Source organism: Embleya sp. NBC_00896, from assembly GCF_045207785.1.
In the GTDB taxonomy this organism is placed as follows: Bacteria; Actinomycetota; Actinomycetes; order Streptomycetales; family Streptomycetaceae; genus Embleya.
Genome location: NZ_CP108777.1, coordinates 2815343 through 2841000 on the forward strand (window position 1 = coordinate 2815343; position 25658 = coordinate 2841000).

General features: G+C 70.6%; 20 protein-coding genes and 7 pseudogenes. 12 read left to right on the forward strand and 15 right to left on the reverse strand.

The features are described from left to right. Positions 1–35 precede the first annotated feature (35 nt). Positions 36–401, forward strand: coding sequence for a carboxymuconolactone decarboxylase family protein (locus OG928_RS46015; protein WP_331767986.1), 366 nt, complete (start codon positions 36–38; stop codon positions 399–401). Between the two features lie 67 nt (positions 402–468). On the opposite strand, the gene OG928_RS46020 is transcribed toward OG928_RS46015, so the two are convergent. Beyond that, on the reverse strand, positions 469–780 hold the full coding sequence (locus OG928_RS46020; protein WP_406291969.1) for a hypothetical protein: 312 nt from the start codon (positions 778–780) through the stop codon (positions 469–471). A gap of 142 nt (positions 781–922) precedes the next feature. Next, positions 923–1708 carry a hypothetical protein gene (locus OG928_RS46025; RefSeq protein WP_331767988.1) on the reverse strand — a complete coding sequence of 262 codons (786 nt, stop codon included), beginning with the start codon at positions 1706–1708 and terminating at the stop codon, positions 923–925. A 183-nt stretch (positions 1709–1891) separates the two neighbouring features. Between OG928_RS46025 and OG928_RS46030 the strand changes: the two genes are divergently transcribed. Together OG928_RS46030 and OG928_RS46035 are read left to right on the forward strand one after the other, a co-directional pair. Further along, on the forward strand, positions 1892–4681 hold the full coding sequence (locus tag OG928_RS46030) for a heavy metal translocating P-type ATPase (RefSeq protein ID WP_331767989.1): 2790 nt from the start codon (positions 1892–1894) through the stop codon (positions 4679–4681). A 386-nt stretch (positions 4682–5067) separates the two neighbouring features. Continuing rightward, positions 5068–5502 (forward strand): annotated as a pseudogene (locus OG928_RS46035) (amino acid transporter); the annotation flags it as partial. A gap of 184 nt (positions 5503–5686) precedes the next feature. Here the strand turns inward: OG928_RS46035 and OG928_RS46040 are convergent. Both OG928_RS46040 and OG928_RS46045 read right to left on the reverse strand, forming a co-directional pair. Next, positions 5687–5934 (reverse strand): annotated as a pseudogene (locus OG928_RS46040) (TniB family NTP-binding protein); the annotation flags it as partial. A 522-nt stretch (positions 5935–6456) separates the two neighbouring features. Beyond that, positions 6457–6735, reverse strand: a pseudogene (locus tag OG928_RS46045) (transposase); the annotation flags it as partial. On the opposite strand from OG928_RS46045, the gene OG928_RS46050 reads away from it, so the two are divergent. Beyond that, positions 6676–6810, forward strand: coding sequence for a hypothetical protein (locus tag OG928_RS46050; protein ID WP_331768364.1), 135 nt, complete (start codon positions 6676–6678; stop codon positions 6808–6810). The pseudogene OG928_RS46045 and the gene OG928_RS46050 overlap by 60 nt on opposite strands. A gap of 75 nt (positions 6811–6885) precedes the next feature. Here the strand turns inward: OG928_RS46050 and OG928_RS46055 are convergent, their stop codons facing one another. Together OG928_RS46055 and OG928_RS46060 are read right to left on the reverse strand one after the other, a co-directional pair. After that, positions 6886–7656, reverse strand: a complete 771-nt coding sequence (locus tag OG928_RS46055) for a transposase (RefSeq protein ID WP_331767990.1) — start codon at positions 7654–7656, stop codon at positions 6886–6888. 41 nt (positions 7657–7697) lie between these two features. Then, the gene (locus OG928_RS46060) at positions 7698–8618 is read right to left on the reverse strand and encodes a poly-gamma-glutamate hydrolase family protein (RefSeq protein ID WP_331767991.1); all 921 of its coding nucleotides are present in this window, start codon (positions 8616–8618) and stop codon (positions 7698–7700) included. Positions 8619–8805: 187 nt separating this feature from the next. Here OG928_RS46060 and OG928_RS46065 point away from each other — a divergent pair. Together OG928_RS46065 and OG928_RS46070 are read left to right on the forward strand one after the other, a co-directional pair. Continuing rightward, positions 8806–9749: pseudogene (locus tag OG928_RS46065) on the forward strand (barstar family protein). A gap of 205 nt (positions 9750–9954) precedes the next feature. Beyond that, a complete protein-coding gene (locus tag OG928_RS46070) occupies positions 9955–10569 on the forward strand; it encodes a GNAT family N-acetyltransferase (protein WP_406291973.1) in 615 nt (204 codons plus the stop codon). A gap of 529 nt (positions 10570–11098) precedes the next feature. Here OG928_RS46070 and OG928_RS46075 read toward each other — a convergent pair. Further along, positions 11099–11964, reverse strand: a pseudogene (locus OG928_RS46075) (IS5 family transposase); the annotation flags it as partial. A gap of 127 nt (positions 11965–12091) precedes the next feature. Continuing rightward, positions 12092–13243, reverse strand: coding sequence for a metalloregulator ArsR/SmtB family transcription factor (locus tag OG928_RS46080; RefSeq protein ID WP_331767993.1), 1152 nt, complete (start codon positions 13241–13243; stop codon positions 12092–12094). 143 nt (positions 13244–13386) lie between these two features. Between OG928_RS46080 and OG928_RS46085 the strand changes: the two genes are divergently transcribed. From OG928_RS46085 to OG928_RS46095, 3 genes are all read left to right on the forward strand, one after another. Further along, the gene (locus tag OG928_RS46085; RefSeq protein ID WP_331767994.1) at positions 13387–14652 is read left to right on the forward strand and encodes a serine hydrolase domain-containing protein; all 1266 of its coding nucleotides are present in this window, start codon (positions 13387–13389) and stop codon (positions 14650–14652) included. A gap of 848 nt (positions 14653–15500) precedes the next feature. Next, complete coding sequence (locus tag OG928_RS46090; RefSeq protein WP_331767995.1) at positions 15501–16106, forward strand: dihydrofolate reductase family protein; 606 nt, start codon at positions 15501–15503, stop codon at positions 16104–16106. A gap of 584 nt (positions 16107–16690) precedes the next feature. Next, positions 16691–17098: a YcxB family protein gene (locus tag OG928_RS46095; RefSeq protein WP_331767996.1), complete on the forward strand. Its 408-nt coding sequence runs from the start codon at positions 16691–16693 to the stop codon at positions 17096–17098. Here OG928_RS46095 and OG928_RS46100 read toward each other — a convergent pair. Beyond that, positions 17058–17831 (reverse strand): PQQ-binding-like beta-propeller repeat protein, encoded by a 774-nt coding sequence (locus tag OG928_RS46100; RefSeq protein ID WP_331767997.1) that lies wholly within the window; start codon positions 17829–17831, stop codon positions 17058–17060. The two genes, OG928_RS46095 and OG928_RS46100, sit on opposite strands and share 41 nt — an antisense overlap. A 527-nt stretch (positions 17832–18358) precedes the next feature. Beyond that, positions 18359–18913: a heme-binding protein gene (locus OG928_RS46105; protein ID WP_331767998.1), complete on the reverse strand. Its 555-nt coding sequence runs from the start codon at positions 18911–18913 to the stop codon at positions 18359–18361. Between the two features lie 308 nt (positions 18914–19221). Between OG928_RS46105 and OG928_RS46110 the strand changes: the two are divergent. Then, positions 19222–19580 (forward strand): annotated as a pseudogene (locus OG928_RS46110) (integrase core domain-containing protein); the annotation flags it as partial. Positions 19581–19613: 33 nt separating this feature from the next. Here OG928_RS46110 and OG928_RS46115 read toward each other — a convergent pair. Continuing rightward, positions 19614–20093, reverse strand: a pseudogene (locus tag OG928_RS46115) (ISL3 family transposase); the annotation flags it as partial. A gap of 194 nt (positions 20094–20287) precedes the next feature. On the opposite strand from OG928_RS46115, the gene OG928_RS46120 reads away from it, so the two are divergent. Further along, positions 20288–21154 carry an aldo/keto reductase gene (locus tag OG928_RS46120; protein ID WP_406291976.1) on the forward strand — a complete coding sequence of 289 codons (867 nt, stop codon included), beginning with the start codon at positions 20288–20290 and terminating at the stop codon, positions 21152–21154. A 131-nt stretch (positions 21155–21285) separates the two neighbouring features. Here OG928_RS46120 and OG928_RS46125 read toward each other — a convergent pair whose 3' ends face one another. From OG928_RS46125 to OG928_RS46140, 4 genes are all read right to left on the reverse strand, one after another. After that, the gene (locus OG928_RS46125; RefSeq protein ID WP_331768000.1) at positions 21286–21603 is read right to left on the reverse strand and encodes a hypothetical protein; all 318 of its coding nucleotides are present in this window, start codon (positions 21601–21603) and stop codon (positions 21286–21288) included. Beyond that, positions 21567–22877 carry an IS1634 family transposase gene (locus OG928_RS46130; protein WP_331768001.1) on the reverse strand — a complete coding sequence of 437 codons (1311 nt, stop codon included), beginning with the start codon at positions 22875–22877 and terminating at the stop codon, positions 21567–21569. The genes OG928_RS46125 and OG928_RS46130 overlap by 37 nt, the downstream gene beginning before the upstream one ends. A 465-nt stretch (positions 22878–23342) precedes the next feature. After that, positions 23343–24236 (reverse strand): hypothetical protein, encoded by an 894-nt coding sequence (locus OG928_RS46135; protein ID WP_331768002.1) that lies wholly within the window; start codon positions 24234–24236, stop codon positions 23343–23345. Between the two features lie 61 nt (positions 24237–24297). Further along, positions 24298–24711: a peptidase inhibitor family I36 protein gene (locus OG928_RS46140; RefSeq protein WP_331768003.1), complete on the reverse strand. Its 414-nt coding sequence runs from the start codon at positions 24709–24711 to the stop codon at positions 24298–24300. A gap of 290 nt (positions 24712–25001) precedes the next feature. On the opposite strand from OG928_RS46140, the gene mihF reads away from it, so the two are divergent. Further along, positions 25002–25316, forward strand: a complete 315-nt coding sequence (gene mihF, locus OG928_RS46145; protein ID WP_331768004.1) for an integration host factor, actinobacterial type — start codon at positions 25002–25004, stop codon at positions 25314–25316. Positions 25317–25658 lie beyond the last annotated feature (342 nt).

Consider the following 25658-nt stretch of genomic DNA (forward strand, 5'->3'; position numbering starts at 1 on the left):
GCACCTGGCAACCGGTCAGGAGGCAGGAGGCCACCATGAACACCAGCCACGGCAAAGCCGTCCGAGAAGAACTACGTCCTCTCACACGCGAGCTGCGTCACATGATCCCTGACGTATACCAGGGCTACAAGGAACTCCACGACGCGGCCCTTCGCTCAGGTGCCCTCAACGGGAAGATCAAAGAGCTCATCGCGTTCGCCATCGCGGTGAGCAAAGAGTGCGATGGATGCATTGCCGCCCACGCGCACGCAGCTGTGCTCCAGGGCGCTACCCCGAACGAGGCAGCCGAGACCCTCGGCGTCACCTTCCTGATGAACGGCGGACCCGCCACCATCTACGGAGCACGGGCCTTCGCCGCGTTCAATGAGTTCTACACCGAACACACCAGCAAGCAGGCATGACCCGCACGGCCCCGGTGGCTTGAGGGGTCCTTCCCAAAGCGGTGCGGGTGTGCGGTGTCCACGGATGTCAGCGGCCGGTTCGTTGGGGAGCGCGTCGTCGGGGTTGGTCGATGAAGGCGTACTCGGCGGCGAGCTGGAACGCCTGGCTCGGGTCGGCCTCCGACGGCCGGTCCGGGGAGACGGGCCGGTGGCCGACGGTTTCGCCCCGCGCGTCGCGTCGCCCGCGCTGCTTGATCCGGCCCATGCGCGGACCTTCGACGTCCCGTGACCCGTCGCTTGCAGTCGGGCTTTCCAGCACGGTGTTCAACGGCCGGGCGGACGCTTCCGACTGCTGCTCGTCCCGGTGGGCGTGGCGAATTCGTGGGATGTCCGAACTCACGTCCAACGCATACCGAGCGCGGAGAGCGGGTCGAGTTGCCCCGGCGGAAAGGTGGCCCGCCCCTGCCGCGCGTTGGCGAGGGCAACACCGAGCGACCGGACGCGGGTGGTCGATCCTGGGCGTCCGTGTGTCGTGCGGTGGGTCAGTGGGGGCTGGTGGCGATGTAGGTGCCGTGCCAGGTGTGTTCCCAGACCTGTCCGGTGGTGGCGTTGACGGACAGCATGCCGGTGATGCTTCCGCCTTGCAGGGTGTGCAGGGTGTAGTAGCCCGGGTACGGCTCGGGGTCGCCCGCGGTGTGGGTGTTGCCGTGGTCGCGGAGCCATCGGTCGGCGATCTCCCGGGCCTGGTCGGCGGAGACGCGGGCCTGGTCCTGGCTGCCGAAGTGCATGCCGTAGGCGGTGTTCCACATCATCGCCGGGCCGTATTCGATCTGCACGGCGCCGTCGGACGGGTTGACCATGCCGGGGGCCATCATGCCGCTCCACATGCCCGGTCCCCACCCGTCGGTCGGACCCGGTGCTGTGGGGCCGGCCATGGTGGTGGCGTTGGCCGGTGCAGGGTGGGGGTGGTGCCGTCCGAGCCGCACGCCCCGACGGCCGCCGTCGCAGCCAAGGCCAAGGCAGCGAGGGCGGCGGCCCGCGTGCGCTTGCGGACCATGGCCGCTGCCGCCGGAGTGTGTGTCGCGCAAGGTGCCCAGGCGCCGCAGGTACTCGTCCTCGTCGATCTCGCCGCGGGCGAACCGCTCGGCGAGTAGCTGCTCGGGCGTCGGCGCGACGCCCGCGGCGGGCGCCGCCGTCGGCCGGTCGGCGGCCAAGGCGCGGGCGGCCAGGACGGCGAGGGTGATCAGCAGGCCCCAGAACGCGACCATGCCGATGGTCATCGCCACCCAGCCCCAGCCGCTGACGCCGTGGTCGTACCAGAACATCATCGTCGGCCCCTCTCGGCCGCCCCGCCCCCATCTCCGGGAGGAGGCATCTTCGCCTCCACAGTCGCGCTGCGCCGGACATGGCCACAGCGCCGTTCGGCCCGGGCCCAAGGGCCGGCCTGCCCCTGCCCGGCACGGGTACCCGGGGCGAGCCTGGGCAGGTACCCGTCAGAAGGGGTGTGGGCCATGACCGGAGCCGATGTCGCGGTCGTCGCCGTGGCCGTGCTGCTGATTGCGGGGCTGGGCTGGTACTTCTTCGGGCCGCGCCGCGCCCGTACCGCACGGATCGAGGGCGGGGTGCAGCGCGTCGAGGTCACCGTCCGCGGCGGCTACACCCCGGACGTGATCCGGGTCCGCGAAGGCGTCCCCGTCGAACTGGTCTTCGATCGACAGGAGTCCGGCGAGTGCACCTCGCGCGTGGTCTTCCCCGACCTGCACGTCAGTGCCGGTCTGCCCGCCAACCGGCAGACCACCGTCCGCCTCACCCCGCCCGCACCCGGCACGTACGGCTTCGCCTGCGGAATGAACATGATCCACGGCACCTTGCTCGTCGTCCCGGCGGACATCACGCCCGCGCCCGCACCGGCCGACCACGCGGAGACCGTCGGCGTGCAGTCCGGCGACGGTGCGAGCAGGCCAGAGGCGCCGGGCCCTCGTACATCGGACGGTGAGTTGTCCGGCAGCCAGGCGTCCGCGGTCGAGGCCGAGGCCGCCGACGCCGCGGAACGCCGCGCGGAGATCGCTGATCTGACCCGCCGGGTCGCGGTGGGCGCGGTGTTGACGCTGCCGGTGCTGTTCGCGGTGATGGCGCACGAGTTGTTCGGTGCCGACTGGGTGCCCGGCTGGACGCTGAACCACTGGGTCCAACTGGCGCTGATCACCCCGGTGATGTTCTTCACCGGCCGGCCGATCCATGTGACCGGCCGGCTGACCCTGCGCCACCGCGGCGCGGACATGAACTCCCTCATCACCCTCGGGACCTCGGCCGCCTACGGGTACAGCGTCCTGGCCACCGTGGCGCCCGCCGCGCTGCCCAGCGACGTGCGCGAGGTGTACTACGAGGCCGTCGGCGTCATCCTCACCCTGATCCTGCTGGGACGGCTGCTGGAGGCCCGCGCCAAGGCCGGCACCGGCGAGGCGATCCACGCCCTGCTGGGCCTGAAGGCCCGCATGGCCCGTGTGGTGCGCGACGGGACCGAGACCGAGATCCCCGTCGAGGTGGTCGTGGTCGGCGACGAGGTCGTCATCAGGCCGGGCGAGAAGGTCCCGGTCGACGCCGACGTGTTGTCCGGGTCCTCGGCGGTGGACGAGTCGATGGTCACCGGCGAACCGATCCCGGTCACCAAGCGTGCGGGCGACACGGTGATCGGCGCGACCGTCAACGGCACCGGGTCCTTGCGGGTGCGCGCGGCCAAGGTCGGCTCGGACACGATGCTCGCCCAGATCGTCCGCCTGGTGCAGCAGGCCCAAGCGTCCAAGGCGCCGATCCAGCGGCTCGCCGACGCGGTTTCCGCATACTTCGTCCCCGCCGTCATCGCCGTCGCGATCGGTACGTTCGCCCTGTGGTTCACAGTCGGCCCCGCCCCGGCGCTGACCCTCGCCCTGGTCTCCGCCGTGTCCGTGCTGATCATCGCCTGCCCCTGCGCGCTCGGCCTGGCCACCCCGCTGTCGGTCACGGTCGGTACCGGCAAAGGCGCCCAGGCCGGCATCCTCATCCGCTCCGCCGAAGCCCTGGAGAGCGCCCACAAACTCGACACCGTCGTCCTGGACAAGACCGGCACCATCACCTCCGGGAAACCCGCCTTGACCGACGTCCGCACCGTAGGCGGATTCGACACGGCCGGGCTGCTCTCCCTGGTCGCCGCCGCCGAAGCGGACAGCGAACACCCCCTCGCCGCCGCCATCGTCGCCGGGGCGCGCGACCGCCACCTGTCGTGGAGCACGGCGGCCGGCTTCGACTCGATCACCGGCAAAGGAGTCCAGGCCACCGTCGACGGCCACGCCGTCCTGGTTGGCACCGCGCGCCTGCTCACCGACGCCGGCATCGCCACCGGCGACCTGTCCGACATCGCCGCGGCGCTGTCCGCCGAGGGCAAGACACCGATCCTCGCCGCGGTCGACAACCGGCCCGCCGGGGTCATCGCGGTCGCCGACACCGTCAAGGACGACTCCGCCGCCGCCATCGCCGCGCTACGCGGACTCGGCGTCGAAGTCATCATGATCACCGGGGACAACGCCCGCACCGCCGCCGCCATCGCCGCCCAGGTCGGCATCGGCCGGGTCCTCGCCGAGGTCCTGCCCGAACACAAAGCCGACGGGATCCGCCGCCTGCAAGCCGAAGGCCGCACCGTCGGAATGGTCGGCGACGGCATCAACGACGCCCCCGCCCTCGCCGCCGCCGACGTCGGCCTTGCGATAGGTACAGGCACCGACGTCGCCATCGAAGCCGCCGACATCACCCTCATCTCCGGCTCCCTCACCGGCGTCGTCACCGCCATCCGCCTCTCGCGCGCCACCATGCGCAACATCCGGCAGAACCTGTTCTTCGCCCTCGTCTACAACGCCGTCGGCGTCCCCCTCGCCGCCGGCGCCCTCTACCCCCTGTGGGGCATCCGGCTCAGCCCCATCATCGCCGCCGCAGCGATGGCACTCTCCTCGCTGTCCGTGGTCACCAACGCATCGCGCCTGCGCCGCTGGCACCCCACGCCACTCCCGACGGCCCCGGCCCCCGCACCGACGGCACCACCGCAGGTCGAGACGACCGCTGACCGGGCCGTCACCCCGCCTGTTCACCAGGCCGTAGACCCGGTCTGCGGGACGACCGTCGACCCCGCCACCGCGCCCGAAGCCCGCGAAGCGGAAGGCGCCACCCACTACTTCTGCTCCGCCCACTGCGCGGCCGCCTTCGACGCCGACTCCCACCGCTACCTCACCCCGGCCCACCCCGGGCACCACGGCGATGAAGGGCACCGGTGACCGCCACGACCCACGCTCACCCCCGTACCCGACGCCCCGGCCACCGAGCCCGCAAGGACGACGGGGGTTTCGGCGAGGGCCAGGACGGCGGTGGCCGCCGCCCAGTCCGGTGACGCGTACGCGGCTTCCACGGATTCGCGGGCGTGCTCGCCCGCCCGGTCGCCCTGTCCGAGGGGGATGTGCGGCGGAGTGCAGGAGGTGCCCGGCGTGGTCGAAGCCGAACCGACCCGGAGCCTGCGCCGGGGACGCGTCCAAGGCGTCGTCGGCGTCGGCGAGCGCCCGTCGGGCGTCCTCGGCGCGACCGAGCGCGGCAAGGGGACGGTGCGAGCGCCCAGGATGACAGCTGCGCGCGCCGCAACGCGGTGCTCGCGAGGTCGAGGCCGCCGCACCGCACCATCCGCTTCATCGCCAACGAACCCGACCGCCGCGACGAAGCCGAATACCGCGACAAGACCGAGCAGATCCGCGCCGACAACCACATCCCCGAGCGCGACGACGTCGTCTTCGTCGAGGTCACCGTCGGCGACCCGTCCGAGATCGAGTCCGGCATGCGGGTCAAGGGCGAAGTCCTACACGGCCGTTACCGCGTCCTCACCTTGGAGAGCTCCTCGGTCCCCAACGCGCTCGCCGCGCTGCTGCACGTGCGCGACGTCTCCGGCCGGCCCCCGCACATCCACTTCGAATGGACCGAAGGCAACCCGCTCGCCAACTTCCTGCGGTTCTTCCTCTTCGGCCAAGGCGAAGTCGCCCCCGTCACCCGCGAAGTACTCCGCAAGGCCGAACCGGACCGCGACCGGCGCCCACACATCCACGTCGGTTGATCCCACGAGTCGGCCAGGGCCGTCCGCGTGAGCACGCCGACGCGCATGTCGTGGTCGCGGAAGAACCGGCACCACGCGTCATCGATTGACCTGCATGGGTAACGAATACGTTACCCGTCGCCAAGCTCGGGGGCACCACCCGCCTGTGCCGGGACCAGGTCCCCGACGCCGCGGCGATCGGCTTTCGGTCGGTGAGGTCTTTCAACAGGTCCGCGGTCTCCGCGCCGGTGCTGGTGCGGGGGTTGAGGCGGTGGATCTCATCGATGAGGACCGGACGCCGGCCCGGTTGTAGGTGTGGCAGACCGCCTCGGTGATCTGGGCCTGCGTCATCCGGGCCGTGACGGGGATGCCGACGTAGCGGGCGAACTCGGCGGCCGGCGCCTTCGCGGTCGCGCCCGGCGGCACGAGGACGTACGCCACCGGCACCCTGTGGGTGCCGAAATTCCATCCGTGCAGGTGAGAGCGCGCGTTCAGCGGCTGCACGCGAGCGGTGTCGTAGACCCCTTGGCCGGGCGCGATCGCCGCCGCGGCAGCATGATCATTCGTGCTGCTTCGACTCGCCTGCCTCACCGTCACGAACGCGTTCGCCGCGTTGCGGCTGCTCCTGATGGGCGACCGCGACAAGGACGCCGGGATTCCGGCGTTGCGCCGCCGGCTCACCGTCTTGGAACGGCAGCTCGGGGACCGGCGGCCGCGGTTCGCCGCGGCTGACCGGGTCTGGCTCGCCGCGCTGCCGCACCCGCTGCCGCGCCGGGTGCTGCGACGGCTCGGGCCGACCGTGCACCCCGACACGGTCCTGCGGTGGCACCGCGACCCGGTCCGCCGCCGGTACGCGGCCGTGTCCCGTCCGAAACGGCCCGGGCGTTCGTCGACGGTCCGCTCGATCCGTGTCCCGGGGATCCGGCCGGCGCGGGAGAACCCGGCCCGGGGCCACCGCCGCGTCCACGGTGAACTCGCCGTCCTCGGCCTGAAAGTATCGATCACGAACTCCCGTACGTCGTCCCGGACTTCGTCCGCGTTCCAGTCGCAGGTGTTCAACAGTCGTTGGAGGCGGTCCGGGCGGTCGTGGCCCGCCTGCTCCGCCACGGTCCACCCGTTCTTGCGTTCCAACGACGACACCAGTCCCCGCATGTAGGCCAGCGCCGACTCCCGGGGTTCCGTCCGTTGGAATCGATGCACGAAACGCTCGTGCACCTCCTCCAACCCCGCCGCCCACCGCCACACGTCACCCACGCCAAGGTCCCCACCCATGACCAGACCAACGACCACCACGACGACAAGTCACGGCAAGCGCAATTGCAGTACTAGGCGCGCGCGGGGGCTAAAGGTTGTTGCAGAAGTCCGTGTTCGGGCGGGTCGGGGTGGCTTGCGGGGCTGCTTCGATCATGTCGCCAGGGCGATGTTGTGCAGGTGGGCGACCGCCTGGACGGCGTGGTGGAGACCGTCCTTCCTGAGGCGGCAGTCGCGGAGGATCTTGTGGTTCTTCATGCGCGCGAAGACGTGTTCGACGCGGGCGCGGACCCGGCGATGCTCGGCGTTGTCGTCCTCCTGGAGCGGCAGCAGCGGGCGGCGGGCGCGTTGGCGGTGCGGGACGACCAGGCCGGTGCCAAAGTACGCGCCGTCCGCGAGCACCGTGGTTCCCGCGCACACCGCGGGCAGGTCGGAGCCGCGCCAGGCGTGCGCGTCCGCGGTGTTCCCGGGCACCGGCCGCGCGGTCGCCACCACCAGGCGCGTGTCCGCGTCGATCACGACCTGCGCGTTCGCCGAGAATCGGTAGTTGCGGCTCGAAGCCGCCACCGACCGGTCGCGCACCGGCACGAGCGTGCCGTCCACGATCCACACCCGCTCCACGTCCGCCGCCCGGGCCCGGGCGGGCGCCAACGCGAGATGCGGACCCAACCGTTGGATCACCCAGCACACCGTCGCCGACGAGACCCCGAACAACGGTGCCATCTGCCGCATCGTCAGATTCGTCCGGTAGTACACCGCCACGAGCAGCACCCGGTCCGCGAGCGGCAGACACCACGGACGACCCGTCACCGGCCGCTCCGGACACCGCTCCCGCACCGCTCGCACCAACCGCGCGAACCCCTCCATCCGCAACCCCGTGAACGTCTCCACCCACAACGCCTCGACCCGCAACACCCCACCCATACAGGCCTTTTACCTATGAGAACAGCCTTCTGCAACAACCTTTAGGGCGCCGCCGGAAGCGTGTGCGGGGCGGCGAGTGCGGTACGGACCGCGGCGACGAAGCGGTCGAACACCGCCGTCGTGTTGCGGCCGCGCAGCGCGGCCGTGTTGCACTTCGGCTTGAACATCGCATCGCGCAGTTGTGTCGTCGTCTCCAGTTGGACGCCGCCGCCGGTCAGCGTGCGGTTGACGATGTTCGCCGGTAGCTGACCTGCCAGTCGGGAGACGACCTCGCCGTCGATGACCTGGAACTTCGCGTCCTTCAGCGCTTTCATCACCTTCGCCTTGAGGGCTCCGTCGCGGCCGCCTACCACTACGGCCTGACCGTCGCCTTTGGCGCGCGCCTGCTCGGCGGTACAGCCGTGCAGCGAAAGCGCATGCCGGCTGCCGCCTGCGAGCGACTGGGCGACCGGGTCGTCGCAGTGCGTCGACGTGACGTGCAGCCGCTTGTTGCCGTCGCTCAGCAGCCCCTCGAACATCCAGTAGTCGAACACCGGTCCGCCGCCCGTCGCCCCGGTCGCCGGGTGGTAGCCGGCGATCGCCAGGCACAGTTCGGAGGTGCCCCGCTCGATGCCACCTCCGTGCGGCGCGAGGACGGCCGTGTCCGGGAACAGCAACCGCTTGCCGACACCGGCGCCGACCGCCTCGTGCCGCCGATAGCGGAGCGCGTAGTCGCGGCCCTCGCGCAGGTTCCGATCGTTGTACAGCGCAGTGTTGGACGTGTACTCCCGCATGGCCGCTGCGTCGCCGTCGTCGAGTTCGTCCGGCTCTGCCTCGGACTCGGGCGGGGGTCCACCCGCCCTGGCCGCCGCGCCGTCGGCGCCCTGCGCGACGTCCACCGCGAGCACACCCCCGCCGACCGCCGTCGCGGCCGCCGCCAACAGCACAGCCCGCCGTCCCACCACAGCGCGCACCCTCGTCATGTCCCCGCCCTTGTAGGTCAGTTCGGGTCAGCCGGAATCGATTCGACCCGAGGTCGACAGTGAGGCTATACGGCGCCCGCCGGTCCGGTACCCCACGGACGCCGCGCGTGCGGTAATTGGATGTCCCCGTGCCACCGGTACCGGGTGGCGGGGTCGGCGGTCGCGGAAACCGGATAGTGCGAGCGGAGTGCGCGGCAGCGAAACGAAGCGTCGTGCCGGCCGCGAGGTCCCGCGGAGGCTCGTTGTCGAGGGTCGCTTCGAATTCCGGCGCCGACCACGGCCGGGCCTCGGCGGGCGGAACACGGTGCCGACCGGGGGCAATGTCCCGCAGGAGGTCGTCGAGGGAGACATCGGGGCCGGCCACGGGCGTTCACCGAATCGAGTCGTGCCGACTCTGGGGCAACTCCCCGGGACGGACAATCTGTTGCTCACCGGTTTGGACGACTACGAAGGTCCGCCCGAGGGGCACAGGGGTCGCGTTCGCGTGCACGACGGGCACCGCCGGCGAAGGGCACCCGGCGGGCGCTGGACTTGGGGGAGGCCGCTCTGGAGTTACGGGACGATCGAGGTGAGCTGCTTACCGACCGGCTGCTGTGGGCCACGGTCAGCGACCGGCGCCCATCCTCCCGCGGGGCGGACCTGATCGACCTGGAGCTCGACGGAGGCCGCTTCACACCCGTTCCCGAATACGCCCGGCCAATCTGGGAGCGGTGGCTCGCCGGGCCGCCGGACGCCGTGAACGCCTGGGCCGGCCTCGATACCCACCGCCGCGGGGCCTGGCTGGACCTCGCCCGGGAGCGGGCCTGCCGACGATCCCACCATGACCGGCCGGCCGGCCACGCCTACGAACTCGACGGCCGGCACATCACCGACGAACCAGCCCTCTACCTGGCGCTCGGCGAAGCGGTCAACGGGCCGGGCGGCTACTTCGGCGGCTGCCTCGCAGCCCTCGACGACTGCCTGCGCGGCACCTTCGGCTACACCGCCCCCGCCACCCTGCTCTGGCGAAACGCCGCGACCGCGCGCGAGCACCTGTCCCACGCCCTGACGCCGGACGGCCGGCCCTACGACCTGTTCGCCGTAGTCCTTGAGGCCCTGGCCGAGGGTGGCATGGACGTCACCCTGGCATGAGCAGCCGTCCGCCCGGTCCTTCTCGGATGCCAGCCGAGTTGCACGGTGGCAGGTGGCGACGGGGCTGAAAACGTGGCGTAGGTGTCAACAAGCTCGGCCTTCCGGTGTCAAGCGGGTGAACCAAAGCGGGAAGGTTGTCACCAACTAAGCGGGGTGACCTGGCCTTTAGTAGTGCGCAAAGCAGGCTGGTTGTCACCCACGAGGCATGCTTCTTGTCACCATCGGCAAGCATGTCGCGGGAAAACTCAGGCACACCGTCAAGAATGTCCCCGTGACCCATCGCATCGAAGCTCCTCACCCCACCGACGCCGAGGCCGTGGGCCGGATGCAATTGAGGGCGTGGCTCCAGACGTACCCCAACGATGCGGCGGGGATCGACGAGACGTGGATTCGGGAGCAACGGGGGTCCGCTGTCACCACGCAAGGCATCACCCGGTGGCGAGAGTTCATCGCGGAGGCCGGGCGGCGGCCGAACCTGCTCTTCTGCCGTGTCGTCCTCGCCGAGGCGGAGATCGTCGGGCTCCTCTGTGGCCGGCGAGACGAGACGGTCACCCTCGGACCGATGTATCTGCTGAGCGAGGCCCAGGGCCAAGGCATCGGACAAGGGCTGATGGGCGAGTTTCTCCCATGGGCGGAAGACGCGCCGATACACCTCTGGGTGACCGACTACAACAAGAGGGCGATCCGCTTCTACGAGCACCACGGATTCAAGCTCACCGGTGAGCGCGAGCTCTGGCGAGGCCGGCTACCCAACGCGCGCATGGTCCGCGACTCCATGCCGAACCATGTGAAAACCGCCCACCACTGCGGAATCCGGTGACAACAAGCCTGCCTGTGTGGCAACTACGGTGCTTCGGCTCAGCGGGGCGAAAACTACGTCGCTAAGGCCCAGTTCAGGCCCTGGATTTGATGTCACCCAGCTCGAAAAGTCGCAACCGATCTTCTGTGCAGCGGCCCTCGTCGTCCTGGGCGCGAACGAGGGCCCGGCAGCCGTCCGGGGCCGGCTCTGGCGGGTTCGGTGATCGTTGCGGACGGAAACGGGGGCACCACGATGACGACCGTGACGTCGCTGGGCGCCGCCCGATCACATGCGCACCTGCGACGGCTCCCGATCACAAATTTCGCCTTTCCGCATGTTGCGGTCGGGTGTGGACATCGGCGTGCTTCACGAGTGGGGAGGTGCTGTCGTGGTGGGGTGACGGCACATGTCCACGTCCGAATCCGTTCCGATACGTGCGGGTTGGACGAGCTGTTCGTCCCGTACGACGTCGGTGACGTCGTACGGGAGCGGTTGTCGCTGGGCGCTTCCTGGCCGCGACAGTGGTCGGCACAAGACGCTTCGTGGCGCACATCAGGCGTTCGACGGTGTTGCGTTCGCGATAGAGGTCCGGATCGTGGGTGACGGGCCGTCCGCCGCGGCGGCCCTTCTTCTTGCGGTTGACGGCCTGGTCGGCCTTCTCGGGGATGACCGATGTGATTCCGCGCTTGCGCAGGTGGGCGCGGTTGGCTCGGGACGAGTACGCCTTATCCGCGGCCACGACGTCGGGCCGAGTGCGCGGGCGTCCGGCCGGGCCGCGGATCTTGATCTTGCCGAGGACGGGGATGAAGCGGGGGCTGTCGGCGGCTTGCCCCTCGGTGACGGTGAACGCCAGTGGGCGGCAGTTCCGGTCGCCAGCCAGGTGGATCTTGCTGGTCAGCCCGCCGCGGGAGCGGCCCAGGGCCGCGGCGGTCAGCCGCGCCCGGTGCCGGCGGCGGGCACGCCGCCGTTCGGCCCGGCCGGGATCGTCGTCCGGTTCGACATGCTTGTTTTGTTCGTTTTGCGAGCCCCTTTTGACGGGCTGGCGGCTTTCTCCAGGGCGGTGAGGACCTCCTCGCTCACCCGGGCGCCCGCGGCGTCGTGGTAGGCGCGGACAACCGTGGAGTCCACGCTCACCACGGATATGTCGACCTGGTCGAGGCGGGCGGCCTGGGCGATCATCCCGTCCATCAGCGCCTCGAAGATGCCCGCGTCGCGCCACTGGGAGAACCTGTCGTACACCGTCGACCATGGCCCGAACTCGCCCGGCATCTCCCGCCACTGGCTGCCGGTGCGGAACCGCCAGACCACACCCTCGAACTGCTCCCGCAGTCGCTCCGGGTACGGGCCGAACCTGCTTATCGGCAAGAATGGCTCGACCAACTCGCATTCTTCATCGCTCAGTTCACGTCGCGGCACGCAAGTGTTCTTTCAGTTCACGAACAACACTGGTCGCAACTCCGTATAGGCCCCAAGGCCTATACGGAGTCGTGTCAGTCAGTGGTGGGGGAGGCGTGGATCCCGGACCGTTGCCGTCGCCGGGTGCTCATCCGAGTATTTCGTCGAGTCCTCGGGTGAGGTTGTCGCGGGCGTCGTGTGCGAGCCGGTAGTAGACGTAGTAGCTGTGCCGGTCCTGCTCCACCCAGCCCGCTTCGGCGAGCAGTTTGAGGTGCTTGGAGATCGCGGCCTCGGTGAAGCCGAGCAGTCCGGCGATCTCCCGTGTCGAGCGGGCGCGTACGCCGAGCAGTTGCAGGATCTTCAGCCGGGTCGGGTCGCCTGCCGAGCGCAGGAGTTTGAGGAGGTCCTCGGGTGGCACGGGAGGCTGGGCCTGCCGGCGCATTTCGGCGAGGGCGTACGTGATGGTCGCTGTTGTGCGGTCGATGTCTCCTCGTCGCTCGCGCATGACCGCGACGGTCACCTTCGGCCATGCGAAGTGCGAGGGGGCGAGCAGGAGTTGGTCGCCCCGGGTGAGGGTGATCTCCATGGGCTCCGGGCCTCGGCGCGCGGAGGCGGGCCGGATGACGATCTCGTCGCCGCCCTGGGCGCCCGGCCCCGTCTCGGCGAGTTCGATGTGACCGAGGGCTGCGGCCAGCATGCGTGGTACGCCGCGCTGCCCGGCGAGGTGTCCGCAGCGCGTGATTTCGGTGAGCAGGTGCCGCTCCAGGCGGGGCCAGTCCGGTGCGAGGCACGTCTGCCAGTAGGTGTCCAGGAAATCGGCGAAGCGTTCTCGGCAACGCTCGGGGTCGGCGATCAGTTCGCGCATCGCGGGCAGTGAAGCGGGGCGGTGTTCTTCGATTTTCGCCAGTGCCCGGTGCCGCAGGTCGGAATTCTCGGAGAACAGTTCCCAGGAAGTCGGTCCCACGCGCCCGTTCCGCGCGAGCGCCGGCATGATCAACGGTTCCGCAAAGTTGTGCACCGGCGTTTTGCGTAGCTCGGATATCTCCTCCGACCACGACCGACTGCCCGACGGCGGCCAGATTTCCGGGAAACCCAGCGGTCGGGCGCACCAGAAGGCGAACCGGTCGAATTCCGCTTTGAGTTCGCCGGACATTCTGGTGCGCGCGGTCAAAACCCAGGAAATGTGCAGCGGGTGGCTTTTGACGTCACCCAGCACATGCAGGCTGCGCAGCGCCTCGTATGCCGGCGAGCAGTTGAATGCCACCAGGTCGGACGCCTCTTCGGCAAGCCGCAGCCGCATCGGCCGCTCCTTCCGCGTTTGATCAACCACTGGGTTAATCAGTTGGTTCGGGACTGACTCGCGCTCTACGTTCTCGTGCACTACCGGATCGGCGCGAAGGCGGGACAGGCATGGCGGTCAGTCGAAGGTCATTTGTCGGGGGAATGTTTGTTATTTCCGGGGGGCTGGTCGCTTGTGGCGGCGGCAAGTCGAAAGCCGGCAAGTCTCCCGAGAGAACGAATTCGCCGAGTCGGAATGCTTCGGTTCCTCCGGAGTGGGAAGCATATCGTAGCGAACTCGAACGCCTTGCCACCGAAGGGACTTTCTCGGGAAGCGTGCTCATCGCGAAAGACGGACAGCCGATTCTGGCGAGTGGTTTCGGAATGGCGGACCGGATCCGGAAGATCCCCAACGACGTGGCCACGAAGTTCTGCGTCGCGTCGATCGGAAAATCGTTCACCGGCGTGGCGATAGCCCGCTTGGCGGAGCAGCGCAAGCTGGCGTTCGAGGACCCGGTCGGCAAGCACGTCCCCGGCCTGCCCGCCGCGATCGCCGACAGGGTGACGATCCACCATCTCCTCACCCACACCTCGGGGATGGGCGATGTCCTCGGCTCGGACACCCCCGATCCGGCACAGACGGTCACCGGGCTCCTGCCGGTGATCGCGGCGCAGCCCCTGGCCTTCGAGCCCGGATCGCGATTCCAGTACAGCAACTCCGGGTTCATCACCCTCGGGGCGGTCATCGAGCACGTGTCGGGTGAGTCCTACGCGGACCACATGCGGCGCCAGGTCTTCACCCCCGCGGGCATGACGGACACCGATGTCCGCCCGTACAAGCCGGTTGACGTCCCGAATATGGCGCACGGTTACGCGCTCGTCGGTGCGGACGGCAAGCTACTGCCGCCGGGATCGTCCACCGGGACGGTCAAGCCGTCGGACGCCACACTGCGCGACATCGCCGATCAGGTTCAGTTCGCCAACCCGTCGGGAGCGGCGTACTCGACGGTCACCGACCTGTTCAACTTCGCCCGCGCCGTCAGCGAAAACCGGCTGCTGGGACCCGAGATGACCAACACCCTGCTGACCGGCAAGGACCTCCCGAACCGCGGCCAAGGCTCCGGTGGGCCCGTGCTCAGCGGTGGTCCGGCCCCCGCCTCGGGCGGCGGTCCGGGAGGGAACGGCCAGGCCCCCGCCCCGGGCGGACCCCCCAGCGGCACCCCGAGCCGCATGCGCTACGCGTACGGCTTCGAGGACGAGACGCTCGACAACACCCGCATCGTCGGCCACAACGGCGGCACCCCGGGCTACGGCGGGCAACTGGACATCCACCTCGGACGCGGCACCATCGTCGTTGTCCTGTCCAACCAGGACAGCGCTCTGATGCCCTCGGAGGCCATCCGCGGTTCGCGGGAGATCCTCGCTCGTTGACGGACCCGCGGTGCGACCCGACCCCCGCCTCGATATCGGCGTGAGTGACGGCCTCGGGGAGTGCCTTCACAAATTGCCCTCGACCCGGCACCCGGCTCTCCCAGTCTCCCATCCTTGAGGCGTGTCTCCACGTTCCAACGGAACCGAGGTCGCCCACACCCTCCCGCCGACTGACACAACTCCGTACAGGCCCTAGGCTAAAGGCGCCGGGTCGTCGTCGACCGTCGCGTGGCGCCTGTGCCGGGCCGACGTGTCGAGCGGCGCGGGAGCGGTTCGGGTCTCGATGCTCGGTGAAACCCTCACGCTCCGCGGCGCGCGACGCGGCCGCGACCCACCTCGCCTGGCGCCGCCAGCCGGATCCGGGTGTCCGCAGGGCCGTGCCAGCCCTCCCGCACCCGCCGGGCCGACACCGGCACCGTCCTCGTCGCGCGTTTCGCCACGGACAACCCCCGCCCCTCGGTGAACACACGCTCCGGGAAGATCCGGCCCCCGGGCGGGCCCCGGACCCGCTCGCCCCGCGCGCGTCGATGTGAGGAAGCGCGCCGCGGGTGCACCGGATCGTGCCGAGCCCCTTTCGGGTCCAGAATCGCGACCGAATCCACGTTCGGGATGTCGACCCCCTCGCCGAGCCCCTTGTAGTTGGAGAGGACGGACCGCGCGGCCGCGACGCCGTTCCGGTCCACGCCGGCCTTTCCGCGCGCGGGCCGGGAGTCGGCGGGGCGAGTGCGGGGCACGCCCTGTCGGGTCGGGGCGGCGTCATGGGTTTTCTCGTTGCTTCGCGGCGCGGCCGATGAGTTTGTGGCTCCCGGCGGGTCCAAGGTCGTGACACCCCAGGAAAGGACACCGCCATGTCGGAGCTTCTCGTCGACTTCATCACCTCCCTCGACGGCCACGCATCGGGAGAGGGATGGCCCGGGTTCTGGGGCCTCGAGGGCCCGGAGTACCTCGCATGGCTCGGCGAGCAGCCCGAGGCCACCTACCTGATGGGAGCGAACACCTACCGCCTGATGTCGGGCTTCGCCGCAGGCGAGGTCCCGAATGGCCAAGGCGAGTTCAGGCCCGAGGAAGAGGCGTCCGTCGACGAGCTCACGCAGGCGTCCAAAGTGGTGTTCTCCTCCTCACTCGAGGAGCCACTGACGTGGGCCAACTCCACGCTCGTCTGCGACGACGCCGTCGAGACGGTCCGCGCCATGAAGGAGAACGGCTCGGGGCTCCTCGGCACGATCGGCAGCCTCAGCCTGTGCCGGTCCCTGGTACGAGCCGGACTCGTCGACCGCTTCCGGGTCGTGATGTTCCCGGTGATCACCGGGGCCACGGGCGCGGAACGCATCTACGACGGCTATCCGGACGTTGCCCTCGAGATGATCGAGCACCGCACCTTCGACGGCCGTATCCAGTTGGTCGAGTACAAGCCCCGCGTGCTCGAGCACCCGCCGCTCGGCGTTCCCGAGTGACGTTGCCCCGTCCGCCGGTCCGGACGGCACCAGGCCGGCGCCGGCGGACGCGGAGCAAGACCTGATAGAGGGCGAACGGCCAACGTCAGGACGCCCGGTCCGGGTCGCGTCGAAGGAGTGGATCAGCCGAGCGACCTCCTCGCGCAGTGGCCTTCCGGTGTCATCGGGGATGCGCAGGTGGGCATACCGGTCCGGTGCCGGCTCCATCATCCGTCTTCGGCCGGAAGGCGGACGATGGTGGTTCCGGTGGCGGTTCGCCGCCGCCGGCGGCGGCAGCCACCACGCGGCGTGCTGGAGACCGTGATGCGCCGGCTGCCCGTCGACGGCGACGCCGACTACCCGATCCTCGACACCGCCGTCCCCGACGACCGAAACGTCTCCCTGATCCACGACACCGGGATATCGCTGCCACAGACGGAGACATGGCCTCCGTCTCCCCCGTGCCCTGTGCTCCGGGCAAGGTCGGCGGCAATCTGCGCCGGCCGTTGGCCGAGGTGGGCCCGCCGGATCGGGTGTTCCGCGCTCCCCCTAGCATCCGCACATGCTGATCTCGACGACGTACACCCACACGTGGCGGACCGGCGTTGGCGGCCTATCCGAAGTGGGCCCGCTGGGGATTGGTCGTCGTGCCCGTGGTGGTGTTGCTCCTGGCGATCTCCGCGGGGAGTCTCCGCATGGGCCTCTGGTCGATCTTCTTCGTGCTTTTCCTGTTCCTCATCCACGGCAGACAAGTGCGTGAGCTGATCAGGCAGGGCGCGATCGACATCGTGCTCGACGACGAGGGATTCACGCGCGAACGACCCGGTGTCGGTACGACGAGCATGCGCTGGCCGGCCACGCTCGGTGTGCGGCGCCAGTTCGGGCTGCTCGTGATCCGCACGGCGCCGCGGTGTGTGGCCACCGTGCCCGAGGCCGCTTTCAGCGCCGAACAACTGGCCCGGCTCGACGAGTTCATCCGCGTGCGCAAGTCCCCGACGCCGACCGCCGGGTAGCCGCGCCCCGTCCGAGGCGGCGCCGTTCGTCCTCCGCGGCCGGGTCGCGGCCGGCACGGGGTGTTCGGGAACCGCGCGGACGACGGTGACCCGTCGGGACGGACGCCGCGACTACGATCCGGGTTGGCGTACGCGGGACACCCCGTTTCACCGGTGGTTGGTCGCGGGGCTTGCCGCGGCGGGTTCCGCTTCGCCCGTCGAGGCGGTCTCCTGTTCCGCCCCCGCCAACCGCTACCACGGTCCGAGCGAGATCGACGCGGGACTGCCGGCGATCCTCACCGGCACCTCGGGGTCGACGTGGTGCGGGCCGCGCACAGGGCCGATCTCGTGGATCGGGCGCGCCGTCGGCGTCGGACCGCTCCGGTTCGGTCGCCGCGTCGACGCCGCAGACCGAGCCGGGGCCGACCGCCGAAACCACCAGGCCGTCGGCATGGTCGGCGTGATGGAAGCCGCCGTCGGGGCCGGGTGGACGGTGCCAGCGCACCCGGCCGGTGTCCGCGTCCAGGGCGACGAGGTCCCCGCCTGTCGCGAAGACGGTGCGGTCGGCGACCACGGGCGTGCAGTCCGCGATGTCCGCGGTCTGGTACTCCCACAGCACCCGCCCGGTGGCGGCGTCCAGCGCGGAGACCGCCGCGCCGCCGACGTAGAGCCTGCCGTTTCCGAACGCGGGTGTCACCGCGGTGGTTCCGTAGCTGTCGAACGTCCACCGCACCGTGCCTTGGGGCAGGGGCATGAGGGGCCTCCCTGTCGCGGCCGGCTCCCGCCGCCCGTCGTCTCCCGGCGCGCAGCCGCCGGCGAACACGCCCGCGGCCCCGAGCGCGGCCAGCAGCACCGACCGCCGCGGCGGCCCCGACACGCCGACTCCGCCGCCACCCGCGCGACCGACCAGGCGAGTTGCGGCGCGGCTGTCGGCCGTCGGCACCGGGTACATCACGGGACCGCGGTGACCGCCGTGCGGCGCGGATCGGGCCAGGGACACAGCCGACGATCATGTCAGCGACTGCGGTGGCCGCACCCGTGGGCCGACGCGACGGCGCGCTTCCTCTGGGCCGGGCTGGGCGCGGCAGCGGCCGCGTGCCCGGCAGGGCCCGCGGGGGAGTGCGGGTTGCCGGGCACGCGGCCGCGGTTGGGGTCGGGGGTGGGGGCGGGGATGCGGTTGCGGCGCTGGGCGGGGCGTGGTGCCCCGACGTCACCGCGGGCGGCCGCCCCGCACGGCGGCCGGCACGCCGGACGACCGGCCGCGCACCGCCCGCTGCCGGGTCAGTTGCTGATCGCGTCGATGCCGGCCTGGGCGTACTGCTCGTCCAGCAGCCCGCTCGGCGCGCCGGCCACGCCGATGCCGGCGATGGGGGCGCCCTGGTAGTGGATCGGGAGCCCGCCGGCGAGGAACAGGGTGCCGGGGATGTCGGCGAGCGTCGGGTTCTGCTCGAGCCGCCCGACCAGCACCGACGTCGGGGCGTTGAACGACGCCGCGGTGTAGGCCTTGCGCTGTGCCGACTCGTAGGTGTGCGCGCCCGAACCGTCGCCGCGCAGCACCACGATGGTGTTGCCGTTGCGGTCGACGACGGCGACGCTGACGCGCCGGCCGTCCGCCTCGGCCGCGTCGAGGGCGGCCTGGGCGGCGGTCACCGCGGCCTCCTCGGTCAGGTGCGAGGTCTGCACGACGTTCCCGTCCTTCACCTCGCCCGCCACCGGTGCCTCCCAGGTCCGGTGCGGGGCGGCGATCGCGGGCGTGCCGCCCGCCATGCTCAGGCCCAGCACCAGGACAGCGGCGCCGACGGCGGTGCGAGTGCGCAGGGACAAAGGCTTCTTCACGGTCGCTCCCGGTGGTTCGGCAGCCCCAGGGGCCCGGGGCGTCGTGCCGTCCCGACATTTGAGCAGCCGCTCGGGCGCCCTCCGGGCAACGGCGCGCCCCGGTGGATCGGACAGGCGACAGCGTCTGCTCCGAACGGCCCTCGGCACCCGAGATGTCGGGCGCGGAGACGGTCGCCGGAAGGCGGCATGTCGGGTGCCGACCCCCCATCGTGGGCCCGGGCGTTCCGCTACCTCCACGGCGTCGCGGCGGACTGGCCCCGCTGCCTTCCCCGGCCCGGCTCTCCGGCCGGATCCGCCGCACGCCGCGCATCCGCGACCGGGACGGGAAGTTCCCCGGGCTGTTCGACGAGATCCTCGCCGACGCCGGGATCCGCACCGTCGCGGCGTCCGCATACCCCGTCTGAACGCGGTCATGGAGCGCCGGGTCCGCACCTGCCGCCACGAACTCCTCGACCGCACACTGATCCGGAATCAGCGTCACCTGCTCCGTGCGCTGCGCGAGTTCGAACGGCATGACAACGCGCACAGGCCGCACCGAACGCTCCGGCAGGCGGCGCCGCTCCGTGCGCTGCCCGAGCCGATCACCGACCCCGACGAACTCCAGCGGTTGCGCATCCGCGGACAGGACCGACTCGGCGGCACCATCCATGAATACCGACATGCCGCCCGACCAGCGCGGACGGGGTTTCCGGCACCCACAGCGGTCGAGTTCGAGACCGTTCGCGAAGGCGTGCAGGTGGGGAAGACTGGAAGCGCGGACGGCGGTGATCCAGGCGGTCAGCCGGGCGTCGTTCCCCGGATCGGGCGCAAGCAATCCGGCGAACTCGCCGATGGACCAGGCGAGTTCCGTTCATTTCGGGGCAGGCGGTGGTGAGATCTCGGATGAGTTCGGCGTCGCTGTCGCGCCGGTTGCCGGGGTGGGTGAGGAGAAGGCGGGCGAAGCGCCTGGGGTGATCGCGGGCCGGTCGCCTTCGGCACGGCCTTGGGTGATGTAGCGGTAGAGCAGGTTGAGGCTGCCGGTGTAACCAAGGTTCTTGATCTCTCGGAAAAGTTGGAGGACTGCCACGGCGGGATCGGCCGCCCGACGGGCCCGGAGGTGGTCGCGATACGGGTCGACGAGGGTGGGCCGGTAGCGCGGGGCGCGTCGCAGGGCGTCAGCCTCGCGTATACCCGTACTTCGCGGGTCACCGATTCAGGTCTTGTGACTGAGCGCTTCACTTGGCCGTTGAGCGTTTCAGTTGGCCACTCTGGTGCTCAATATCGGCTTGCTTGGTGAGGCTGTCGCAGTGCCCGAACGGAGGTTGTCCGCAGCGTCGCGTTCGAGGGACCCTCACGAGGCGGGCCCAGGTATCGTCGGGCCGACGAGGGGGACCGATGACTTCAAGCACAACGAACACTCCGGGCACGCCGAGCACGTTTTCCATCGGAGGCGAATACCGGGTAACTCGGCTTGGGTTCGGCGCCATGCGCCTGCCGACCGAGCCCGGCCCTGAGCGGGAAGCCGCCATCGCGGTAGCCCGGCGCGCCGTCGAACTGGGCGTCACCTTGATCGACACCGCCCACCTGTACGGATGGGGGGCCAACGAGGAACTCCTGGCCGAGGCCCTGCATCCGTACCCGGACGGCCTGCTGATCACCACCAAGGTCGGGGTCACCCAGTCCGGGCCGGAAGGGTGGGCGTACGACGCACGGCCGGAGAGCCTGCGCGAGCAGGTCGAGCAGGGCCTGCGCCGGCTCCGGACCGAGCGCGTCGGCCTCCTGCAGCTGCACCGGATCGACCCGAAGGTTCCGGTCGCCGAACAGGTTGGCGCGCTCCGCGACCTCCAACTGGAAGGGAAGATCGGGCACATCGGGCTGTCCGAGGTCACCACTGCACAACTCGCCGAGGCCCGGCAGACCGCCGAGATCGCGAGCGTGCAGAACCGCTACAACCTCCTCGACCGAGACTACGAGCCGGTTCTGGAGGCATGCGAGGCCACCGGCATTGCCTTTCTTCCCTGGCGCCCCGTCGCCGCAGCAGCCGACTCCGGCCAGGCATCCGCGCTCGCCACCGTCGCCACCGAACTCGGCGCCACCGCCCCCCAGGTCCTGCTCGCCTGGCTGCTCGCCCGTTCCCCGGTCGTCCTGCCGATCCCCGGAACCGCTTCGCTCGCCCATCTGGAGGAGAATCTCGCTTCGGCAGACCTCCGGCTCACCGACTCCCAGCGGCAGCGCCTCGACCGTACGGCCTTGCCCGCCTAGCGCGCCGACCATCGTCGGCCGGCGTCCACCGCGTGACGCCACGCCGTCAGGCCGCAGCGACAGCGTCCGAAGCTGTGATCACCTGCCCGTGGATTGACGCCTCAGTCGGCCGAACCGGCCAAGCAAAGCGCTCAGTCACAGGTCTGTGGCCAGCGGGTTCGTGTGACTTCGATGCCGAGGAGCTCGAGGAGGTGGAGTTGGACGCCGCGGGTGATCTGGACGGTGGGCGGGTCGGTCACGTTACCGATCCGCAGCGTCAGCTCGCCGAGGTGGTAGAGGATCATCCGGCCGGTGGGCCGGACCCGGCGGTTGTCCGGGTAGAGGCCGGTCATCGTCTGCTCGGGGCCCAGCGCCCGCCTCACCTGACGCTCGATCAGGCAGAACACCAGCAGGGCCAGGCAGATCACCTGGATCAGGGCGGCGACGCGGTGATTGTGCTGCACGAACACCGGGGCGACTTGAAATCGTGGTACCGGCGCTCGACCGCACCCTGGCCCTTGTACTGGATCAGGACGTCCTGCGGGGCGGCCTGCTCGGCGGTCAGTGGTGTGATCAGTGCGTACCAGCCGTCGACCTGGGCCTCGGCGTCGAGCACCTCCTGGTCGAAGTGCCAGCTCAGCGACGGGGAGCCGGACTCGTCCTGCTCGACGTGCCAGCGCAGGCAGGAGGCGACGCGGCGTTTCGCGGCGATCACCCCGGCGCGGGCGGCGACCTTGTCGCTGGTTTTGTAGTGTCGGCCACCCGCCGCGCGGGCGAGCTTGTCCATCTCCTCGGCCGCCTTGGCGAGGCGCTTGGCGCGGGCGGCCTGCTGGCCGGCTGCGTTTCCGGTGGAGTGGACCAGGATGCGCCGCACGGTGAGGACCGGGTCGCGCTTGCGGGGCCCGGCCAGGGTGTGGACGTCCTCCAGCACCCGGTAGACCTCCCGCCGGTCGGGGTCCTTGCCCGCGTCCCGGTCGGGTACCCAGTCCACGACGGCCGCCTGCTCCAGGTCCAAGGCCGCGTAGACCTCGTCCTTGACCTGCGCGGCCGGGACCGGGGCGATGAACGGCACGTCGGCCTGCAGCAGGGCCGCTATGTTCGAGTAGGACACCAGCTTGGAGTCCGCGACCATCAAGAACTTCTGCTCGCCGGCCATGACCCGCAGGTCTTTCATCGCCCCGACGACCTGGGAGACCTCGGCCGCACCGCCGCCGAAGACTCGGGTATGGACGGGGATGCCGCCGTCGGCGGACACCGCCAGCCCGGCCTGGACCTGCTTGAGGTCCACCCGCCGGTCCTTGGGATGCCCGTACTTGATGACCGGGTACTGCTCGTCCTGGTCCTCCTCGGGGTAGGCGCCGTAGACAGACATGCTGGTTATGTCCCAATGAAACCGGGACACGTCGAAGCCGAACTCGGCGATCGCCCGCGCGCCGACCGTGCCAGCGATCTGCTCCAGCTTCGGCGCGATCGCGTCCAGCGCCCGGGCCAGGCGGTCGTCGTTGAGCAGGTCCGGCTCAATGCCGAAGACCTCCTCCACCGCCCAGGTCCGCGCCCAGTCCCCGACCCGCACCAGCGGTGCGGGCGACGTCAGCCGGTTGGCCACCATCGCCTCGATGACCTGCCCGTGGGTCAGGTGTGCGCTCGCGCCGCCCGGGCACAGCCCGTCGACGATCCCGGCCACGTCCAGACGGCGCAGAAACTCGGCAGCGACAGGCAGAGCGCCCAGACGCTTCTCCACCACGGACGTCACCACCACTTCAAGGCGCTGACGCTGAGACCGTGGCCGCGGGGACCGGGAAGTCATCGACACACCCCACCCAACGCCACACCCCCCGCCCGGGACACCCCCAGACCGGTCACACCATACGAATCAACGACCCGCGAAGTACGGGCGTATACGCGCGTACCGTTTGACGGTGTTCAGGGACACGTCCAGCATCGCGCTGTGCGGACGGCCGGCACCGGTTCGACCACCCCGCCCGGCGCCCGCGAGTCCCGACTCGGCCGCCCGGTGTCGACGGCGGGCCGCAACTACACGAGACGTTCGCGCAGTTCGCGACCCGCGTGCGCGTTCCGGGGCTGGCTCCGTGTGGTGGGGAAGCCGCCCGGGCGAGGATCCGGGGGGCCCGCGGCGGGGCCGCGATGTGTGTACGAGCCCCACGGCACCACGGGTTCGCCTTCGGTGGAGGCGAGTGCGGGACGTGGGTCACCGGCGGTTCACGGCTGTTTTCGCCTCGACGAGGGCGGCCCGCAACAGTCCATGGGCTTTGGACACGGCGGCTTCGTTGTCGGCCAGCCAGCGTCGCGCGAGGCGGTCGACCGCGGCGGCGAGCCGCTCGCGCAGTCGCGCCTCGGTTTGGCATCCCGCGTCCGCGAGGGCGAGCTTCTTCTCGTCGGCCCCGGCGCGTTGGCGCCCACCGGGATAGTACGTCGTGGCCAGGGCGACGGCGGCGGCCGGGGTCGCCGTCCGGTACCCCTCGCCGGCCATGCATCGTGCGAACGCCGCGTAGGCGAGGCGCACGTCGGGGTCCTCGTCGGCCGCGGAGGCCCGGCGCTGCACCAACTCGGGGAGGTAGTACACGGTCAGGTAGTTTTCCACCGACCCGTAGAGTTGCCGCCGGGCGCCGCCCACACAGCCCGAGGAGGAGGCGGCCACCTCGAAATTCCCGGGCAGCGCGACCCGGACGTCGTTGCCGCCCTCGCCGCCGAGCAGGTGATGGAACCGCTCTCTGACATCGGGGGGCAGGGAATCGGCGTGTGTCTCGACGGGACCCTTTTCCGGGATTCGATCACGGGTCATCCACCTGTCGGGATAGCCGTGTTCCCGTACGGTCTCGGCGCGAAGTGGCGCCGCGGCCCTGAGCAGCCCGACCATCGGCCGGTCGTCGTGCGGGGCCGGCACCTGCGGATAGGTCATCCCCGCCTGGTTCATGCACCGCGCGGTCAACCGGTTCTCGGCCTCGTCGAGCACGGCGGGCCGGTCCACGAGCTGCCGGAGGTGATCCGCGACGACGGCTGTCTCCGAATGCCGCCCGCAGGCGGAGGATCCGATGGCCAGCACCAGCGACAGGGCCGTGCCCACGAGGGTGAATCTTGACATCGTCCGTCTTCCCGTCGGGAACGGGGGTGCCGGGAATGCGGCACCCCCGTCGGTGTGACGACTACCTCACACGGAAGTAGTTGATCTTGTCGTTGGCCGAGGAATTGACGTTCGCCTCCGTGTAGGGGGCCCACTTGAAGACGTCGTCGTCGGGAACACCACAGCAGAGGTCGTTCACCCCCACCCATTCGTTGGCCGTGTTGTTGGAGCCCGACGACGTCCCACCACCCACGTCCACTCGCGAACCGCGGCCGGCCTGGGACTTCAGGAGCTCCCCGCTGTAGTTGGCGTGGATGTAGGCGCAGAAGTAGCCCCTCTGACAGTGCAGGGCCAGTACCCCGGTCGATTCGATTTTCTGGCGGGGGGCGTCGAGGGCCTCTTCCCGATCCGTCGACGCCCGCGCGCCGGCGCCGCCGCCGGTCAGTGCGATGGTCATGGTCAGGCAGGCCAAGGTGGCCGCGAAACGAAAGCGCATGTCGATCCCCTGTCGAAGAGTGCGGAGTGCCGGTCCGCATGTCGGGCCTCCTCAGCCTGGGCGTCGGGACACCCGCGCGACGGGCGGATCGAGGCGGTTCACCCGTTCAGCCTCCTTGTGCCGCTGACCGACTTCCACTGCTACGCCACGCTCGCCCGGGCGCTGTCGCTCCTCGAAGCCCCGGAACCGCCGCGACCGCTGGGACGCGTCCACCCCGTGCCCGGACACCGGCGCGCTGTTCCACGCGACACTGGGGACCGATCCGGGAGCGATGCGAGGAGAGCACCCTGATGACCGTGCCGCCGCTGACCACCGAGGAGCGCCGGGCCGCGCTCGCGAAGGCCGCCGCCGTGCGGAGGGAGCGGGCCGAGGTGAGGGAGGCGCTCAAGCGCGGCCGGTTGTCGCTGGGCGAGGTGTTGGCCGCCGACTCCGACGCCGTGCGCAGGATGCCGGTCCGTGCCCTGCTCGAATCCCTTCCCGCCATCGGCAAGGCGCGGGCCGCGAGGCTCCTCGGCGAGTTGGAGATCTCCGAGAGCCGCCGTGTGCGCGGCCTCGGTATTCAACAACGCGACCGTCTCCTGGAGCGGTTCGACCCCCAGGACTGACCGGCGACGCCTCGCCGGCCGGGGATTCCGCGTGGGGCAACGCCCGTGCGGCGCCCCCGTGTTCTCGGAGCGACGGGCGGGCACACGGGGCCACCAACGGGGCCGAGCGGGCAGGCGAGTTCGAGTGCCTCGACGCGTCGGACAACGATCGGAGCACTGGTAGCGTCTCGCCGAGGGTGCCGGGCCGTGGCACTACGGGGGGTGGAGTCATCGTGGCCTTCAAGCGCAACGCGGGCGCTGCCGGAACACCCGATCTGCTCCGCGCCCGCATGACCCCGCCCAACAGCCGCTGAGCGCAGCACGGCTCCGGCGGCACTTCCCTCATGCCGGCCCTCGGCGTTT